Below are 17,466 nucleotides of genomic sequence, written 5' to 3' on the forward strand. Positions count from 1 at the left end.
TTGTCTCGTTGGTCCGGCGGTTCTTCGGCCGCAATTTCGAGACTCAGGATGGCATAGGGTCCCGGATTCTGTCCAGGATATTGAATGAACGTTCAATTAACGGCTTGTTGGATGTTCATTCAATATCTTGCCGGCCGACGCATGGGATGCTAGCGTTTTATGGGATTTTGAGGTGGGGGTGCCGATGGCCGAAGGCCAGGCCGCGCGCAGGCTGAACGGGGGGCGGCGGCAGTCGAAGGAGCTGCGGCGGCAGGAGCTGATCGAGGCGACGATCGACGCCATCGCCAAGCGCGGCTATGAGGAAACCACCATGGCCGTGGTCGCGGACGGCGCCGGCCTGTCGCGCGGCATCGTCAACTTCCATTTCGAGAGCAAGGAGAAGCTGCTCGTCGAGACGCTGCGCTACATGTCCGACGAGTACCGCGCCCATTGGCGCCGCGCGCTGCACGAGGCCGGGCCGACCGCGGCGGAGAAGCTGTGGGCGCTGGTGCTGGCCGATTTCGACCGCAAGATCTGCAACCCGCGCAAGATCGCCGCCTGGTGCGCCTTCTGGGGCGAGGCCAAGACCCGGCCGCACTACCGGGCCCTGTGCAGCGCCAACGACCAGGACTATCACCTGACCCTCCTGAACCTGTGCCGCGAGCTGGTGGCGGACGGGCAGTCGCCGCTGCTGCTGGCCCGCAGCCTGAACGGGCTGCTGGAGGGGCTGTGGCTGCATGTGATGATGGGGCCGAAGGAATTCGGCCGCGAGGATGGCCGCGCCTGCGCCGTGGAGATGCTGGCCTCGGTCTTCCCCAAGCACTTCACCAAAGACGGCCCGATCGGGCCGGGGGGCGAGGGATGACCCCATTCTCATTGCCATCCTCGGGCTTGACCCGAGGATCCAGGGGCCATCGAGAACGGTGCTGGTTGCCCCTGGATTGCCCGATCAAGCCGGGCAATGACAAGGAAGGGAATGGCGGGCCCCGGACGCCGGCCCTGGAAGCCTCCTTGCCATGAGCTTCACGCTCCCCGACAGCGCCCGCGACTGGCAGGACCGGATCCGCCGCTTCGTCGAGGCCGAGCTGATCCCGTGGGAGGTGGAGGCGGAGATGAACGGCGGCGAGATCCCGCCCGACATCGCCGCCCGGCATGAGCGCATGGCGCTTGATCTCGGCCTGTCGCGGATCGACGCGCCGAGGGCCCATGGCGGGTTGGCGCTGCCGATCCTCGACCAGGTGGCGATCGCGGAGCAGACCGGGCGCGTCACCAACGCGCTGGCCTGGTGCTGCGGCGAGGCCCAGTCCTGGATGTTCGAGGCCTGTTCGCCCGACCAGATCGACCGCTTCATCCTGCCGCTGATGCGCGGCGAACGGCATTTCTGCACGGCCGTCACCGAGGCCGGCGCCGGCTCCGACGTCGACGACATCGCCACCACCGCCCGGCGCGACGGCGACCATTACGTCATCGACGGCGAGAAATGGCACGTCACCAGCGCCAACCTGGCCGACACGGTGATCGTCCAGGCCAAGATCCAGGGTGGTGCGGCCGACGGCAGCCACGCCCTGTTCTTCGTCGGCCTGCCGGCCGCGGGGCTCAGCACGCTGCGCACGCCGGCCTACACCCACACCTACCGCCACCACCACCCGATCCTGCGCTTCGACGGCGTGCGGGTGCCGGCGGCCGACCGCATCGGCGCGGAAGGGCAGGGCATGGGCTTCATCCATGCCTGGTTCCGGCGCGAGCGGCTGATGATCGCGGCGCGCTGCTGCGGCGCAGCCGAGCGGCTGATCGAGGCGGCGACCGAATTCGCCGCCGGCCGCGCGATCGGCGGCGAACCGATGGCGCGATTCCAGCTGGTGCAGGCGATGCTGGCCGACAGCCTGGCCGAGCTGCACGCAGCGCGGCTGGTGACCTATGAGGCGGCCGAGGCGCATGACCGCGGCCTGGACGTCAAGGCGCTGCACGCCCGCTGCTCGATCGCCAAGCTGCTGGCGTCGGAGATGGCGGGCCGCGTCGCCGACCGGGCGGTGCAGATCTTCGGCGGCCGCGGCTACATGCGCGAGAATGTGGCGGAGCGGTTCAGCCGCGAATTGCGGGTCGACCGCATCTGGGAAGGCACCAGCGAGATCCAGCGCCTGATCATCGCCGGCAGCCTGCTGAAGCGGGGTTTGGCCGGCACGATCGGACCGTAGGAATTCGGTAAAGAATCCGCTGGAGAAATCCGGCGAAGCGGGCTCTGAATAGACACGCCGACGGCCGCGGCGCAGCGACAGAAAACCGGCCGGCAGGTTGAGGCGACATAGGGAGCCAGGCGAATGACGCGTTCCCCCCAGGCGATCCGGCTGCTGGCCGCGACGGCGCTTCTCCTCGGTGCGGCGCTGCCGGCGCTGGCCGATGAGGAGAAGGTCGTCAACGTCTACAACTGGGTCGACTATATCGGCGAGACCACGATCAAGGATTTCGAGACCGAGACCGGCATCAAGGTGGTCTACGACACCTATGACGCGTCGGAGACGGTCGACGCCAAGATGATGGCCGGCAGCTCCGGCTACGACGTGGTGCTGCACGGCTCGCACCTGATCCCGCCGCTGGTCAAGGCCGGGGTGTTCGCCAAGATCGACAAGGCGAAGCTGACCAATTACGGCAACCTCGACCCCGACATCCTGAAGATCGTCGCCGCCCACGATCCGGGGAACGAATACATGGTGCCCTACATGTGGGGCACGGTCGGCTTCGCCTACAATGTCGACATGATCAAGCAGCGCATGGCCGATGCGCCGGTCACCTCGCTCGACATGCTGTTCAAGCCCGAGCTGGCGAAGAAATGGGCGGATTGCGGCATCTCGATCCTGGAATCGCCGACCGACATGATCCCGCTGGCGCTGTCCTACCTGCACAAGAACCCGAACTCGCAGGACCCCAAGGACTACCAGGCCGCGGCGGCGCTGTTCAAACCGATCCGGCAATACGTCAAGGCAGTCGATTCCGCCAACTACCTGAACCAGCTGCCGAACCAGGAGCTGTGCCTGGCCTTTTCCTGGTCCGGCGACTACGCCACCGCGGCCAGCCGGGCGGCGGAGGCGGGGGTGAAGATCGACCTGGCCTATTCCGTGCCGGACACCGGCGGCCCGGCCTGGTTCGACGGCTGGCTGATCCCGTCCGACGCGCCGCACCCGAACAACGCACTGGTCTTCATCAACTACATGCTGCGGCCGCAGGTGATCGCCGCCGCCACCAACTTCACCAACTACGCCAACGCCAACAAGGCGTCGCAGCCCTTCGTCAACAAGGAGATCCTGGAGAACCCGGCGATCTACCCGGACGCCGCGACGCGGGCGAAGCTGTACGTGCCGGCCGACCTGCCCCAGGCCGCGCTGCGGGCCCGCACCCGGGCCTGGAGCCAGATCAAGGCTGGGCAGTAGGGGACGGCGGTGCGGGTCGTCGACAACCCCCTCCCCCTAACCCCCTCCCGCTGGGGGAGGGGGGACTCGATTGTTTTGGCTGGGAGTTCTCTCTCAAAATCCCAAAAACTTAGTCCCCCCTCCCCTTGCGGGAGGGGGTTAGGGGGAGGGGGTTCGCGCCGCCAGAACCCACGCCAACCCTAGATGGCCACGCCCGAGCGCTATCCGGACACCAAGGACCGGCCCTGGCTTGACCCGCAGGCCAAGCCGATCGTCCGGATCGAGGGGCTGACCAAGACGTTCGCCGACTTCGTCGCGGTCGACGCCGTCGACCTCGAGATCCATCGCAAGGAGCTGTTCTGCCTGCTCGGCGGGTCGGGCTGCGGCAAGACCACGCTGCTGCGCATGCTCGCCGGCTTCGAGACGCCCAGCGCCGGCCGCATCCTGATCGACGGCCAGGACATGACCCGGGCGCCGCCCTATGAACGGCCGGTCAACATGATGTTCCAGTCCTACGCCCTGTTCCCGCATATGAGCGTGGAGAAGAACATCGGCTACGGGCTGAAGCACGAGGCGATGACCCCGGCCGAGCGCCGCGACCGGGTCGCCGAGATGCTGGAGCTGGTGCAGCTGCAGGGCTTCGGTCCGCGCAAGCCACACCAATTGTCCGGCGGCCAGCGCCAGCGCGTCGCCCTGGCCCGGGCGCTGGCGAAGAAGCCGAAACTTTTGCTGCTGGACGAGCCGCTGGCGGCGCTGGACAAGAAGCTGCGCGAGCAGACCCAGTTCGAGCTGATGACCATCCAGTACCAGGTCGGCGTCACCTTCATCGTGGTCACCCACGACCAGGAGGAGGCGATGGCGCTGTCGACCCGGATCGCGGTGATGAACCGCGGCCGGATCGTCCAGACCGGCACGCCGACCGACATCTACGAATACCCCAACTGCCGCTTCTCGGCCGATTTCATCGGCTCGATCAACCTGTTCGAGGGCAAGGTCGAGAACGTGGCCGACGGGCAGGTGACGGTCATGACCGAGGAGGTCGGGCCGCTGCAGGTCGCCCATGCCGGGCCGGTGTTGCCGGGCGCGCCGGTGTCGGTGGCGGTGCGGCCGGAGAAGATCGCGATCGGGCGCGAGCCGCCGCGCGACGCGCCGAACACCCTGCAGGGCACGGTGTTCGACCTCGGCTATTTCGGCGACCGCTCGCTGTTCCGGGTGCAGCTCGGCAACGGCAGGCTGGTGTCGGTCAGTCGCCAGAACGAGCGCCGCGGGCGGGAGGAGGACCGGCAGGTCGACTGGGACGACCGGGTCTGGCTGTCCTGGACCCCGGCCTCCGCCCTGCTGCTGACCGAATGACGGCGCTGTCCGACCCTGGGGGCGCGCGGCCGGTCGTACCGCTGTGGCGCCGGGCGCTGCGCCGGGTCGGCGACGCCTGGCGCGGCCTGATCATCGGCGTCCCCACGATCTGGCTGGCGCTGTTCTTCCTGGTGCCGTTCCTGATCGTGCTGAAGATCAGCCTGGCCGAGACCATCGTCGGCCGGCCGCCCTATTCGGCGCTGCTGGAATGGGGCGACGGGGCGTGGCCGACCATCACCGCCTCGCTGCACAACTTCGTGTTCCTGACCGAGGACTGGCTGTACCTCGAGGGCTATCTCAACTCGGTCAAGATCGCACTGATCTCCACCGCGCTGTGCCTGGTGTGCGGCTACCCGATTGCCTACGGCATCGCCCGGTCGTCGCCGGGGGCGCGCAACATCCTGCTGCTGTTCGTCATCCTGCCGTTCTGGACCTCGTTCCTGCTGCGCATCTACGCCTGGATGGGAATCCTGAACAAGCAGGGCATCCTCAACGGCTTCCTGGTGTGGAGCGGCATCCTCGACCAGCCGGTCGAGATGATGAACACCGACTTCGCGGTCTATCTCGGCATCGTCTACTCCTACCTGCCCTTCATGATCCTGCCGCTCTACGTCACGCTGGAGAAGCTGGACCAGAGCCTGGTCGAGGCGGCGATGGATCTGGGGTCGCGGCCGTGGCGGGTGTTCCTCGACGTCACCCTGCCGCTGTCGCTGCCCGGCATCGTCGCCGGGTCGCTCCTGGTGTTCATCCCGGCCACCGGCGAATACGTGATCCCGGCGCTGCTGGGGAACCCGTCCAGCCCGATGATCGGCCAGGTGCTGTTCAACGAGTTCTACTCCAACCGCGACTGGCCGGTGGCCTCGGCCGTGGCGGTGGTCCTGCTGCTGCTCCTGGTGCTGCCGATCCTGTGGTTCCAGAACCGCCAGGTGCGGGAGGGGGCGGCATGAACCGCGGCCGGTCCCGCTTCCTCACCGTCTGGCTGGTGGCCGGCTTCGTGTTCTTCTACGGGCCGATCGTCTCGATGATGGTGTTCTCGTTCAACCAGTCGCGGCTGGCCACGGTGTGGGGTGGCTTCTCGACCAAATGGTACGAGGGGCTGTGGGGCAACGACCAGATCATCGACGCCGCGCTGCTGAGCCTGCGGATCGCGGCGGTGTCGGCCACGGTCGCCACCATCCTCGGCACCCTGGCCGGCATCGCCCTGGCCCGCTTCGGCCGGTTCCGCGGCCGGCTGCTGCTGGCCGGCATGGTCACCGCGCCGCTGGTGATGCCCGAGGTCATCACCGGCCTGTCGCTGCTGCTGCTGTTCGTGGCGCTGGAGGACAGCTTCGGCTGGCCGTCCGGGCGCGGCGCCGGCACCATCACCATCGCCCACATCACCTTCGCCATGGCCTATGTCGCGGTGGTGGTGCAGTCGCGCCTGGCCGACATGGACGGGTCGATCGAGGAGGCCGCGGCCGATCTCGGCAGCCGGCCCTGGCAGGTGATGGTCGACATCACCCTGCCGCTGCTGGCGCCGGCCATGGTGTCGGGCTGGCTCTTGGCCTTCACCCTGTCGCTGGACGATCTGGTGATCGCCACCTTCACCTCGGGCCCCGGCGCCAACACCCTGCCGATGGTGATCTTCTCCAAGGTCCGGCTGGGGCTGACCCCCGACATCAACGCCCTGGCGACCATCATCATCCTGGTGGTGGCGAGCTTCGTCATCGCCAGCGCCGTGATCCTGAACCGGCGTGACGCCCGCAAGCTGCGCGAAAGCCGCGGCGCCTCCGCCGGACCTTAGCCGCGGTTCTGGCGGAGAAGCGCGGCGCTTTCCGGAATTGCCTGCAAAATGCCAGGGGAACAGTTTGTCCCTTCGTCCCGTTGGGCTTGGGATGTGGCGCCGAATCGCGTCGCACCATGAACTGGAGGACGTGACATGCGTTCCATTTCCAAGGTTGTCGCCCTCGCCGGTCTGTCGCTGCTGGCGGCCGCCTGCACGGTCAACAACACCCCGCCGGATCGGCCGACCACCGTCGTCACCCAGCCGGCTCCGTCCGTCGTCACCACGCCGGGCACCACCACCTACGTCACGCCGGCCCAGCGCACCACCGTGGTGACGCCGGCCTATTGAGGCGGTGCCGGCACGACGGATGCGGCGACAGCCGCCAGTGCGCCGGATGATCCGGCGCCCGCTTCCTGGTTCGCCGTGCCGGCCCCGCCCACCCCGGTGGAACGGCTCTGCCGTTCAACCCGGTGGAACGGCTCTGCCGTTCAACCCGGTGGAACGGCTCTGCCGTTCAACCCGGTGGAACGGCTCTGCCGTTCAACCTGAGGGAACGGCTTTCGCCGCCGTCCTGTTGGTCTCTGAGCGGTGCCGATTCATGCCGCCTTCCACCGAAACCGGAGGATTGACATGCGCTCCATGACCTTTGCCATCGCCCTGATCGGGCTTCCGCTCCTTGGGGCCTGCACGGTGAACAACCAGCCGCCGGACAAGCCGACGACGGTCGTGACCCAGCCGGCGCCGACCACCACCTATGTCGCCCCGGCGACGCGGACGGTGGTGACCCCGGCCTACTAAGGCCAAGCCCTGACGCGCCGGCACGGGCCGCCCGAAGACGGGTCGCCCGCGCCGCGCTTCACTGCGTGTGATGGGACTCGGCCAGGGCGTAGACCGGCGTCGGGATCCCGGCCTCCCTCGCCTTGATCTGCAGGGCCAGGGCCCGGGAGAACAGCCGCGAGGTGGAGAAGTTCCCGCCGTGGAACCACAGCGCCTTCTGCTGGGTCGGTTTCCACAGGTTCCTCAATTCCCCCTCCCATGGCCCGGGGTCGCCGCGCACGCCGGAGCCCAGGCCGTAGATCTTCCCGACCTTCTCCACCATCTCTGGCGGCAGCACCTGTGCCGCCCAGCCGCCCGCCGGCGAGAAGCCGGTGGCGTAGACGATGACGTCGGCCGGGATCTCGCTGCCGTCGCTCAGCACCACGCTGTGCGCGCGAATGGTCTCGATGTTGACGCCGCTCCGCACCTTGATGCTGCCATTGGCGATCAGCTCCGACGCCCCGACATCCATGTAGTAGCCGGATGCGCGGCGGTACAGCTGCGGGATGATGCCGGAATGGTCCTCGCCATCCGTCAGCAGGAAGCCCGCCTTTTCCAGCCTGGCGTAGAACGCGGCTTCCTGCTGCTGCAGCTTCGCCGTCAGCGGCACCTGCAGCTGCGCCTGCAGCCGGAAGGGGGTGGAGGCGAACAACAGGTCCGCCCGGTCCGGCGTCATGCCCTGCGCCACCGCCGCGTCGGAATACAGGCTGCCGATGGTCTGCATCAGCCAGGGCAGCCGGACGACGATGGTCGGGGTGCGCTGGATCATGGTGACGTCGGCCCCGGCCTCCCACAGCGCGGCGCAGATGTCATGGCCGGAGGTGTTGGCGCCGACCACGACGCAGCGCCGGCCCTTGTAGGCCGGGCCGCCGCGATGGGCGCTGGCATGGTGCTGCTCGCCCTTGAAATCCGCCGCGCCGGGGAACTTCGGGACGTTCGGCGGCCCGGACAGGCCGCTGGCGAAGACCAGCTGCTTGGGCCGCAGCGTCATGACGCGGCCGCCGCGGATGACCTCGACCCGCCATTCGTCGTGCTCCTCGTCGAACACCGCGCTGCGGCATTCGGTGCCGGTCCAGATGTCCAGCTCCATCAGCGCGGCATAGGCATCCAGCCACGCCGCCACCTGGTCCTTGGACCGGAACACCGGCCAGCCCGTGGGATAGGACAGGTACGGCATCTCGTCGAACAGCACCGGCGAATGCAGCATCAGCGCGTCATAGCGGTTGCGCCATGTGTCCGACGGCCGCTCCAGCCGGTCGATCAGCAGCGTCGGCACGCCGAGATGCTTGAGACGGGCACCCAGCGCCAGCCCGGCATGGCCGGCGCCGACGACCAGGCAGTAGGGCTGCCGGGTGGTGCCGATCTCCGCCTGCTCCTGCGCCTTCCGCACCGCAGGGGACGGGCGGCCCGCCTGGTAGGCCAGCGACACCCCCAGCGGGCGTCCAGTGCCGATCGCCTCCTCATGGCCCTTCAGCCCGGTCATCGCGGTCAGCAGGGTCCAGCAGCGGCCATCCCGCAGCCGGACGACGCCGCTGCCCCGCGCCACCGCCGTCTCGAACGTCACGGCGCCCTCGACCACGCCGTCGACCAGCCGGGCCGGACCATCCGCCTTCCAGGCGCTGGGGGCGGCGCCGGCGAGGCACGCCTCGAGCAGGCTGCGGATCGCATCCTGGCCATCCGCGGTGTGGATGTTCCAGGTGAAGGCGACGATGTCGCGCCAATAGGCGTCGGGCAGGAACAGGGCCATCGCCGCGGCGACATCGTTGCGGGACAGCGCACCGTCGAATTCCTGGAGCCAGCGTGCCAGCAGCTCGTCCGGCGAAACAGAAACCAACGTATCCATGGGACAACCGACCGTCTGATGTGAAGATCGTCCCTGGCTAGGCCCGCCGCGTTACCTTCTCATGTCCGCGCGGGTTACCGCTGCAACCCCCTCACAGCGCCATCCCGGGCATGTCCTGCCGGATCCAGCCCTGGAAGGCGCGCAGGTTGATCTCCTTCTCGCCCAGCACGCCGGCGCCATAGGCCGAGCCGGCGAGGCCCTGCTGCACCGACCGGATCAGTGCGGCATCTTCGTCATGCACCCGGTTGTTCACCCGCAGGTTCAGCCGCCGCGTCACCTGCATGGCGCGGCGGTCGTCCGGCCGGGCATAGGCCCGCCAGCGCAGGATCGAACGGCCGGGGCCGGCGGGCAGGATGTGGAAATAGTCCAGCATGTCGGGATACAGCTCCAGCGACACCGCCGGATACAGGAACAGATAGGTCCAGCGCCGCTGCAGCGCCTCCGGCAGATGCGGCACGTCGGGCAGGGCCCGGGCATAGGCGCGGGTCGACCAGCCGCCATCCGGGTCGCGGCGCAGCGCGTGGCTCAGCCGGATCGTCCGGGTCTCGTCATCCGGCTCGCGGTCATAGGCGCCGGACATCAGCCCGAACAGGCCGGGATGGCCGGTCGGGAAGTGGTAGTCCTCGAGGTAGTTGTCCCAGACGTTCTTCCAGTCGGCGTCGATCCCGCCGATCCAGTAGTCGGCGATCGGCACCATCTCCTCGATCCGGTGCGCCGCCAGCTCTGCGGCATAGGGGGCATAGCGCTCGGCCACCGACGGGCCGCCACCCCGGAAGCGCAGGAAGACGAAGCCGGCGAACACCTCGCTGTCCAGCGGCACCAGGCCGAGGCCCGAGGTCTCGATCTCCGGGAAGGTCTTGGCCGCCGCCACGGCGCGCAAGCGTCCGTCCCAGGCATAGCACCAGGCGTGGTAGGGGCAGCGGATCAGGCCGCTGCAATGGCCGTCGCGGCCTTCCAGCACGGCATGGGCGCGGTGGCGGCAGACATTGTGGAAGGCGCGGATGCCGCCATTCTCGCCGCGGATGACGAAGGCGCGCTCGCCCAGCGCCTCGAAGGTGACGTAGTCGCCGGGGTTCGGCAGCTCCGACACATGCGCGACGAGGTGCCAGGCCGGCCGGTGGATGCGCTCGATCTCGGCGGCGTGGAAATCGGGATCGGCATAGGTCCAGCCGGGCAAGGTGGCGGGCAGGGCGGAGGATGCGGGGGCATCCTCCTCGGCCACCAGGCGCAGCCGGGCCGGGGCTGCGAATTCCGCCGGGAACAGGTTGGCGAGGTAGCGGCGGCAGGTGTCGGCGGCATCGTCCCAGTCGAAGGCCTCGTGCTGCACCAGCGCCTCCTGCGACAGGGCGTCGACCAGCCCGCACAGGCCCAGCGCCGCGGCGCGCAGCTCGATCCTTGCGCCGGTGCGCTCCGCCAGCTCCGCCATCAGCGCATGCACCGCGTCGTAGAAGGCGCGGTCGGAGGTGCCGACGATCGCCATGTAGTCGTCGCGCGCCCGGCTTTCGCCCCAGAAGGCGTACCACACCGCCAGCCGCTCCAGGCTGGCCACCTCGGGGTCGAAGCTGGCGCGGATCAGCGCCATCAGCGCCGCCTCCGGCGCCCGGCCGGCCGTCGCCACCGCGCTTTCGCACAGGGTGCGATAGGTCTCGGCCATGCGCGACAGCGTCGCCTGCAGCAGTTCCTGCTTCGACTTGAAGTGGAAATTGACCATGCCGGCGGTCAGGCCGGCCAGGCTGGCCACCTTGCTCAGCGTGATGTTGGACAGGCCGTGCTCGGCGATCGCCGTGATCGCGGCCTCGATCAGCTGTTCGCGCCGCGCATCCTGCGGCAACCGCGCCCGGACCCGGCTTTCCAGGACGTCATCCATCCCCGCCTCCCGACTGGCCGTTCGATCCTTATTGAATGATTATTTTATTGAATCGAATGACTGTTTGGCAAGGGCCTGCTCATTCGTCATTGCGAGCGCAGCGAAGCAATCCATGCCAGGCGGCGCCATGGATTGCTTCGTCGGCTTCGCCTCCTCGCAATGACGGCGAAGGGGTGAAGGCGGATCGGATCAGCCCGCCTGCATCCGCGCCGCCAGCGCCTGGTGGCTGCGGATCAAAGTGGGCAGGTCGAGGCCGGGGATGGCGCCCTGCCGCACCCGCCAGGCGCCGCCGACCATGACGTAGTCGGCCCGGTGGGCGCCGCACAGCACCAGCGCCGCCAGCGGGTCGCCATGGCCGGCGAAGCGCAGCTCGTCCAGCGCGAACAGGGCGAGATCGGCCTGCTGGCCCGGCGCGATGACACCGAGATCCGGCCGGCCGAGGCAGGCGGCGGATCCCGCGGTGGCCCAGCGCAGGGCGTCGCGATGGCTGATCGCGGTCACGCCGTAGTGGAGCCGCTGCAGCAGGAAGGCGGCGCGCACCTCCTGCATCAGGTTCGAGCCGTCATTGGAGGCGGAGCCGTCGACGCCGAGGCCGACGCTCATGCCCGCGCGCTCCATGCCGTGCACCGGGCAATGACCGGAGGCCAGCGTCTGGTTCGAGCAGGGGCAATGCGTCACCGCCGTGCCGGCCCGGGCCAGCCGGCCGATCTCGGACGGGTCGAAATGGATGCCGTGGGCCAGCCAGGTGCGGGGGCCCAGCCAGCCGCATTCCTCCAGATAGTCCAGCGGCCGGCAGCCGAATTTCTCCACGCAGAAGCGGTTCTCGTCCTCGGTCTCGGCCAGATGGGTGTGCAGCCGGACGTCGTGCCGCCCTGCCAGCTCGGCCGTGCGCCGCATCAGCGATCCGGTGACCGAGAAAGGCGAGCAGGGGGCCAGCGCGATCTGGATCATGGCGCCGTCGCCGGGCTGGTGGTGCGCCGCGATCAGCCTTTCGCTGTCGGCCAGGATTTCATCCTCGTCCTGCACCACGCTGTCCGGCGGCAGGCCGCCGTCGCGCACCGACAGGTTCATCGAACCGCGCGTCAGCATGGCGCGGAGGCCGAGCGACCGCGCCACCTCGACCTCGATGTCGATGGCGTGCTCCAGCCCGTCCGGGAACACGTAGTGGTGGTCCGAGGTGGTGGTGCAGCCGGACAGCAGCAGCTCCGCCATCGCCACGGTGACGGCGCTGCGCAGCGCCTCCGGGTCCAGCCGGGCCCAGACCGGGTACAGCGCCTGCAGCCAGGGGAACAGCTCGCGGTCCAGCGCCGCCGGCAGGGCCCGGGTCAGGGTCTGGTAGAAGTGGTGGTGGGTGTTGATCAGCCCGGGCAGGATGACATGGGCGCCGGCGTCGAACACGCTGTCGACCGGCGCGGCGGGCTCGCGCCCCGCCGGCACCAGCTCGGCGATGCGGCCGTCCTCGACCACCACGCCGCGCTCGGCGTCCTCCGCCAGGATCGCCAGCGGGTCCCTGATCCACAGCCGCATCGCACGCCTCCGATCCTGTCGGCGGGAAGCCTAGCACCGAACGGCGGAGGTGGGAGGGGCGGCGGATTTGAAGGAGCTTCAAACGGAGACGCACCCCCTTCGTCATTGCGAGGAGGCGAAGCCGACGAAGCAATCCATGGCGCCGCCTGGCATGGATTGCTTCGCTGCGCTCGCAATGACGATTCAGGAAGTCACGCCGCGTCCTGCTGCTGCGTTGCCGGGCCGGCGATCTCGAAATCGGCCTGGCGCTCCAGCACCTTGAGGATGGCGGAATGGTCCCAGGCGGCGCCCCCTTGGGCGACCGCGGCGTGCAGCAGCTGCTGGGTCGCCGCGGTGTTCGGCAGCGGCACGCCCAGCGCCCTGGCGCCGTCCAGCGCCAGGGCCAGGTCCTTCTGGTGCAGGGCGATGCGGAAGCCCGGCGCGAAGTTGCGCTGGATCATGCGCTCGCCATGCACCTCGAGGATGCGGGAGGCGGCGAAACCGCCCATCAGCGCCTGGCGCACCCGGGCCGGGTCGGCGCCGGCCTTGGCCGCGAACAGCAGGGCCTCGGCCACCGCCTCGATGGTCAAAGCGACGATGATCTGGTTGGCGACCTTGGTGGTCTGGCCGTCGCCGTTGCCGCCGACCAGGGTGACGTTCTTGCCCATCGCCTCGAACAGCGGCTTCACCCGGTCGAAGGCGGCCTGCGGCCCGCCGACCATGATGGTCAGGCTGGCGGCCTTGGCGCCGACTTCGCCGCCCGAGACCGGGGCATCGAGATAGTCGCAGCCCAGGGCGTTGATCCTTTCGGCGAAGCCCTTGGTCGCGATCGGCGAGATCGAGCTCATGTCGACCACGATCTTGCCCGGCGACAGGCCTTCGGCGACGCCGCCGGGGCCGAACAGCGCCGCCTCCACATGCGGCGTGTCGGGCACCATGGTGATGACGATGTCGGCCCGCCCGGCGGCTTCGGCGGCGGAGGACGCGGCGATGGCGCCCTTGGCCACCAGCTCCTCCGGCACGCCGGTGATGTCGTGCAGCACCAGGCTGTCCCCGGCGGCGATCAGGTGGCCGGCCATGGGGCGGCCCATGATGCCGAGACCGATGAAGGCGACGTTCATGGCGAACTCCTATCAGGAGAGGAAGTGGAGGCACCGAAGCCGCCTCCTTTCTCTTGTCATCCTCGGGCTTGACCCGAGGATCCAGGGACTGCCAAAGCCGTTCTGGGTGGCCCCTGGATTGCCGGGTCAAGCCCGGCAATGACAAACAGAGGGGGCTTGCCGGGGCCTCGGCTAAGCCGCGACGGTGGCCTTGGCTCTGTAAAGGTCGAACCAGCCGAGACCCGCCTCGGTGCCGGATTGCGGCACGTATTCGGCGCCGACCCAGCCGGCGTAGCCGAGCGCGTCGAGCAGGCGGAACAGGAAGGGATAGTGGATCTCGCCGGTGCCCGGCTCATGCCGGCCGGGGTTGTCCGCCACCTGGATGTGGCCAATGCGGGACAGCAGCGTCTGCAGTGTCGGGCCCAGGTCTCCCTCCATGATCTGCATGTGGTAGATGTCGTATTGCAGCTTGGTGTTCGGCGCGTCGACCGCATCCAGCACGTCGAGCGTCTGCTGCGACCCGCTGAGGAAGAAGCCCGGGATGTCGCGGGTGTTGATCGGCTCGACCAGCAGGTCGATGCCGGCCTCGCCCAAGGCCTTGGCGGCGAAGCGGAGATTGTCGACCAGCGTGTCGCCCAGCACCGTCTCGGCCACGCCGGCCGGCCGCTTGCCGGCCAGGCAGTTGATCTGGCGGCAGCCCAGTGCGGTGGCGTAGTCGATGGCCTGGCCGACGCCGTCCTGGAACTCGCCGCGGCGGTCGGGCAAGCAGGCGATGCCGCGCTCGCCCTTGGCCCAGTCGCCGGCCGGCAGGTTGTGCAGCACCTGGGTCAGGCCATGGCGCTGCAGCCGCTCGGCCAGCTCCTCCTTCGGGTAGGGGTAGGGGAACAAGTACTCGACCCCGGTGAAGCCGGCCTCCGCGGCCCGGCCGAAGCGGTCGAGGAAGGGATGCTCGTTGAACAGCATGGTGAGGTTGGCGGCGAAGCGCGGCATGGCGGCCTCCGGGCTCAGACGGTTTCCGGCTCGCGGGCCGGGGCGGGGGCGAGGTCGACGATCTCCTCGAACTCGGTGACCTTGTCGATCTCCGGCCCCATGGCGATGTTGGTCACCCGCTCGGTGATGATCTCCAGCACCACCGGCAGGCTGGCCTGGGTCGACCGGGTGCGGGCCCATTGCAGTGCCTCGGCGATCTCGGCGGGGTCGAACACCCGGCGGGCGATGCAGCCGAAGGCTTCCGCCGCCTTGACGTGGTCGACGCCGTAGTCGCCGATCTCCGGCGCGTTGATGTTCTGGAACGAGAGCTGGACCTCGTAATCCATGTTGTAGCCGCGCTCCGCCTGCCGGATCAGGCCGAGATAGGCGTTGTTCAGCACCACCAGCACGAAGGGGATGCGGTACTGCGCCGCCACCGCCAGCTCCTCGATCAGGAACTGCAGGGAATAGTCGCCGACGATGCCGACCACCTCGGCCGACGGGTCGGCCAGCTTGGCGCCGGTGCAGGCCGAGACTTCCCAGCCCAGGGGACCGGCCTGGCCGCAGATGATGTAGTTACGCGGCTTGTACACCTTCTGGAACTGGCCGGAGGCGATCTGGTACAGGCCGATCGCGGTGACGAAGCGGGTGTCGCGGCCGAAGGCGGCGTTGATCTCCTGGAACGCGCGCTGCGGCTTGATCGGCGTGTTGTCGAAATCGGTCCGGCGCAGCATGGTGCGCTTGCGCTCCTGCACCGCGCCGGCCCAGTTCTCGTGCTTCGGCAGCTTGCGGCCGCGGGCCTCGGCGATCAGCGCCTCCAGCGCCAGCCCGGCATCGGCAACGATGCCCAGGTCGGGGCAGAACACCCGGCCGATCTGGGTCGGCTCGATGTCGACATGGATGAATTTGCGGCCCTTGGTATAGACATCCGTCGATCCGGTGTGGCGGTTGGCCCAGCGGTTGCCGATGCCCAGCACCACGTCGCTCTGCAGGAAGGTGGCGTTGCCATAGCGGTGCTGGGTCTGCAGCCCGGCCATGCCGGCGTTCAGCGGGTGGTCGTCCGGGATGGTGCCCCAGCCCATCAGGGTCGGCACCACCGGCACGCCCGTCAGCTCGGCGAACTCGACCAAGAGGTCGGAGGCCTCGGCGTTGATGATGCCGCCGCCGGCGACGATCAGCGGCTTCTCCGCCGCCAGCAGCATGTCGACGGCGCGGGCGATGGCGCTCGGGTTCGGCGCCGGGCGCGACACCGGCAGCGGCGCGTCGGTCTCGGGATCGTAGTCGATGATCTCCTTCTGCACGTCGATCGGCAGGTCGATCAGCACCGGTCCGGGACGGTCGGAGCGCATGATCTGGAAGGCGCGGCGGAACACCCAGGGCACCTGGGCGCCCTCCATCACCGTGATCGCCCATTTGGTCACCGGCCGGGCAATGGCGGCGATGTCGACCGCCTGGAAATCCTCCTTGTGCAGCTTGGCGCGCGGCGCCTGGCCGGTGATGCACAGGATCGGGATCGAATCCGCGATGGCGGAGTACAGGCCGGTGATCATGTTGGTGCCTGCGGGGCCGGAGGTGCCGATGCAGACGCCGATGGCGCCGGCCCGGGCCCGGGTGTAGCCCTCGGCGGCATGGGTGCCGCCCTCCTCGTGCCGCACCAGCACATGGCGGATGCCGCTGTCCTTCAGCGCCTCGTAGAAGGGCAGGATCGCGGCGCCGGGCACGCCGAACGCCACCTCCACGCCCTCGCTGCGCAACACATGCACCGCCGCTTCCATCGCCGTCATCTTGGGCATCGCGCCCTCCCGTTCAAAGGTTCCGGGGCGATGGTGGCAAGCGGGGCGGGCCGGGGCCAGCGAAGGCCTGAGATATTCCAGGGCGTGAAAAGCGGGCGCCGAGACGGCGGTTTTTCACCTGATGAAATGAAAGGGCAGGCCTTCTTTCACCTTGTCATGCCACGGCTTGACCGTGGCATCCAGGGGCGGCCAGAGCCGCTCTTGAAAGCCCCTGGATCCTCGGGTCAAGCCCGAGGATGACAGAAGAAGGGGTCAGTGCACCCGGCCGCCGAGCTGGGCGGTGACCTTTTCGGCGGCCTGGCGCACCAGGATGCCGATCTGGTTGATGCGCTCCTCGCCCATGCGCTGGCAGGGGGCGGAGATCGACAGCGCCGCCACCGGGCGGCCGCCGCGGTCGAGGATCGGCGCGGCGACGCAGCGCATCCCCGTCACATGCTCCTCGTCGTCGATGGCGTAGCCGGAGCGGCGGGCACGGCTGATCTGGTCGCGCAGGCTCGGCAGGTCCGGCACCGTGTTCACGGTCAGCCGGGTCAGGGCCAGGGCGGGCAGGGTGCGCGACAGCACCGGGTCGGTCTTGGCCGACAGCAGCGCCTTGCCGACGCCGGAGCCGTGCACCGGCAGCGGAGTCGACCCCGGCAGGCTGGCGCCGGGTTCGCCGAGCTGGTGCAGATAGAGGATGGTGCCGCGCTCCTCCACCGCCAGGTTCACGGTCTCGTGGCACAGGCCGAACAGGGTGCGCATCGGCGGGTCGGCCAGGCGGCGCAGCCCCATGCCGTCGGCATAGGCGAGGCCGGAGAGGAAGGCCTGCAGCCCGACCATCCAGCGCCGCGACGCCGGCTCGAAGCGCACGTAATGCGCCTCCTCCAGCGTGGTCAGCAGGCGGTGGACGGTGGGGGCGGACAGGTCGGTGGCGCGCGCCAGCTCGGTCAGGCTCATGCCGTCCGCGCGGGCGGCGACGGTGTCGAGCAGGCGCAGGGCCCGGAGAAGGGAGCGGACCTGGCCGGCCTTCGGCTGGTCCGGATGGGTTTCGTCGTCGCGATCGATCTCGGCCATGGCGCTCCTGACTGGACG

15 protein-coding genes are annotated in these 17,466 nt (G+C 69.1%); 8 read left to right on the forward strand and 7 right to left on the reverse strand.

All coding sequences use genetic code 11. From position 1 onward, the window contains the following. Positions 1-184 precede the first annotated feature (184 nt). The 8 genes from betI (at position 185) to E9232_RS09545 (ending at position 7,299) form a co-directional block, all read left to right on the forward strand. The gene (gene betI / locus E9232_RS09510) at positions 185-844 is read left to right on the forward strand and encodes a transcriptional regulator BetI (RefSeq protein WP_309793689.1); all 660 of its coding nucleotides are present in this window, start codon (positions 185-187) and stop codon (positions 842-844) included. A gap of 151 nt (positions 845-995) precedes the next feature. Next, positions 996-2,174: an acyl-CoA dehydrogenase family protein gene (locus E9232_RS09515; RefSeq protein ID WP_309793690.1), complete on the forward strand. Its 1,179-nt coding sequence runs from the start codon at positions 996-998 to the stop codon at positions 2,172-2,174. Positions 2,175-2,297: 123 nt separating this feature from the next. Continuing rightward, positions 2,298-3,404, forward strand: a complete 1,107-nt coding sequence (locus E9232_RS09520; RefSeq protein WP_309793691.1) for a polyamine ABC transporter substrate-binding protein — start codon at positions 2,298-2,300, stop codon at positions 3,402-3,404. A 183-nt stretch (positions 3,405-3,587) separates the two neighbouring features. Then, entirely contained in the window at positions 3,588-4,736 is a 1,149-nt protein-coding gene (locus tag E9232_RS09525; protein ID WP_309793692.1) for an ABC transporter ATP-binding protein, read from the forward strand. Next, entirely contained in the window at positions 4,733-5,683 is a 951-nt protein-coding gene (locus tag E9232_RS09530) for an ABC transporter permease subunit (RefSeq protein WP_309793693.1), read from the forward strand. Before E9232_RS09525 ends, E9232_RS09530 begins: the two co-directional genes overlap by 4 nt. Beyond that, positions 5,680-6,519, forward strand: coding sequence for an ABC transporter permease subunit (locus E9232_RS09535; RefSeq protein ID WP_309793694.1), 840 nt, complete (start codon positions 5,680-5,682; stop codon positions 6,517-6,519). The genes E9232_RS09530 and E9232_RS09535 overlap by 4 nt, the downstream gene beginning before the upstream one ends. 135 nt (positions 6,520-6,654) lie before the next feature. Next, positions 6,655-6,849 carry a hypothetical protein gene (locus E9232_RS09540; protein WP_309793695.1) on the forward strand — a complete coding sequence of 65 codons (195 nt, stop codon included), beginning with the start codon at positions 6,655-6,657 and terminating at the stop codon, positions 6,847-6,849. A gap of 282 nt (positions 6,850-7,131) precedes the next feature. Further along, positions 7,132-7,299, forward strand: coding sequence for a hypothetical protein (locus E9232_RS09545; RefSeq protein ID WP_309793696.1), 168 nt, complete (start codon positions 7,132-7,134; stop codon positions 7,297-7,299). 58 nt (positions 7,300-7,357) lie between these two features. Here the strand turns inward: E9232_RS09545 and E9232_RS09550 are convergent, their stop codons facing one another. From E9232_RS09550 to E9232_RS09580, 7 genes are all read right to left on the reverse strand, one after another. Beyond that, positions 7,358-9,151 carry an NAD(P)/FAD-dependent oxidoreductase gene (locus E9232_RS09550; protein WP_445351984.1) on the reverse strand — a complete coding sequence of 598 codons (1,794 nt, stop codon included), beginning with the start codon at positions 9,149-9,151 and terminating at the stop codon, positions 7,358-7,360. Between the two features lie 100 nt (positions 9,152-9,251). After that, on the reverse strand, positions 9,252-11,027 hold the full coding sequence (locus E9232_RS09555; protein ID WP_309793698.1) for an SRPBCC family protein: 1,776 nt from the start codon (positions 11,025-11,027) through the stop codon (positions 9,252-9,254). Positions 11,028-11,216: 189 nt separating this feature from the next. Continuing rightward, positions 11,217-12,554 carry an 8-oxoguanine deaminase gene (locus tag E9232_RS09560; RefSeq protein ID WP_309793699.1) on the reverse strand — a complete coding sequence of 446 codons (1,338 nt, stop codon included), beginning with the start codon at positions 12,552-12,554 and terminating at the stop codon, positions 11,217-11,219. 191 nt (positions 12,555-12,745) lie between these two features. Further along, positions 12,746-13,654, reverse strand: coding sequence for a 2-hydroxy-3-oxopropionate reductase (locus tag E9232_RS09565; protein ID WP_309793700.1), 909 nt, complete (start codon positions 13,652-13,654; stop codon positions 12,746-12,748). Positions 13,655-13,825: 171 nt separating this feature from the next. After that, a complete protein-coding gene (hyi, locus tag E9232_RS09570) occupies positions 13,826-14,623 on the reverse strand; it encodes a hydroxypyruvate isomerase (RefSeq protein WP_309793701.1) in 798 nt (265 codons plus the stop codon). Between the two features lie 14 nt (positions 14,624-14,637). Beyond that, on the reverse strand, positions 14,638-16,395 hold the full coding sequence (gene gcl / locus E9232_RS09575; RefSeq protein ID WP_309793702.1) for a glyoxylate carboligase: 1,758 nt from the start codon (positions 16,393-16,395) through the stop codon (positions 14,638-14,640). Between the two features lie 252 nt (positions 16,396-16,647). Continuing rightward, on the reverse strand, positions 16,648-17,448 hold the full coding sequence (locus tag E9232_RS09580) for an IclR family transcriptional regulator (protein WP_309793703.1): 801 nt from the start codon (positions 17,446-17,448) through the stop codon (positions 16,648-16,650). Positions 17,449-17,466: the final 18 nt, after the last annotated feature.

Origin of the sequence: Inquilinus ginsengisoli (assembly GCF_031453975.1) — a bacterium.
GTDB lineage: Bacteria > Pseudomonadota > Alphaproteobacteria > DSM-16000 > Inquilinaceae > Inquilinus > Inquilinus ginsengisoli_A.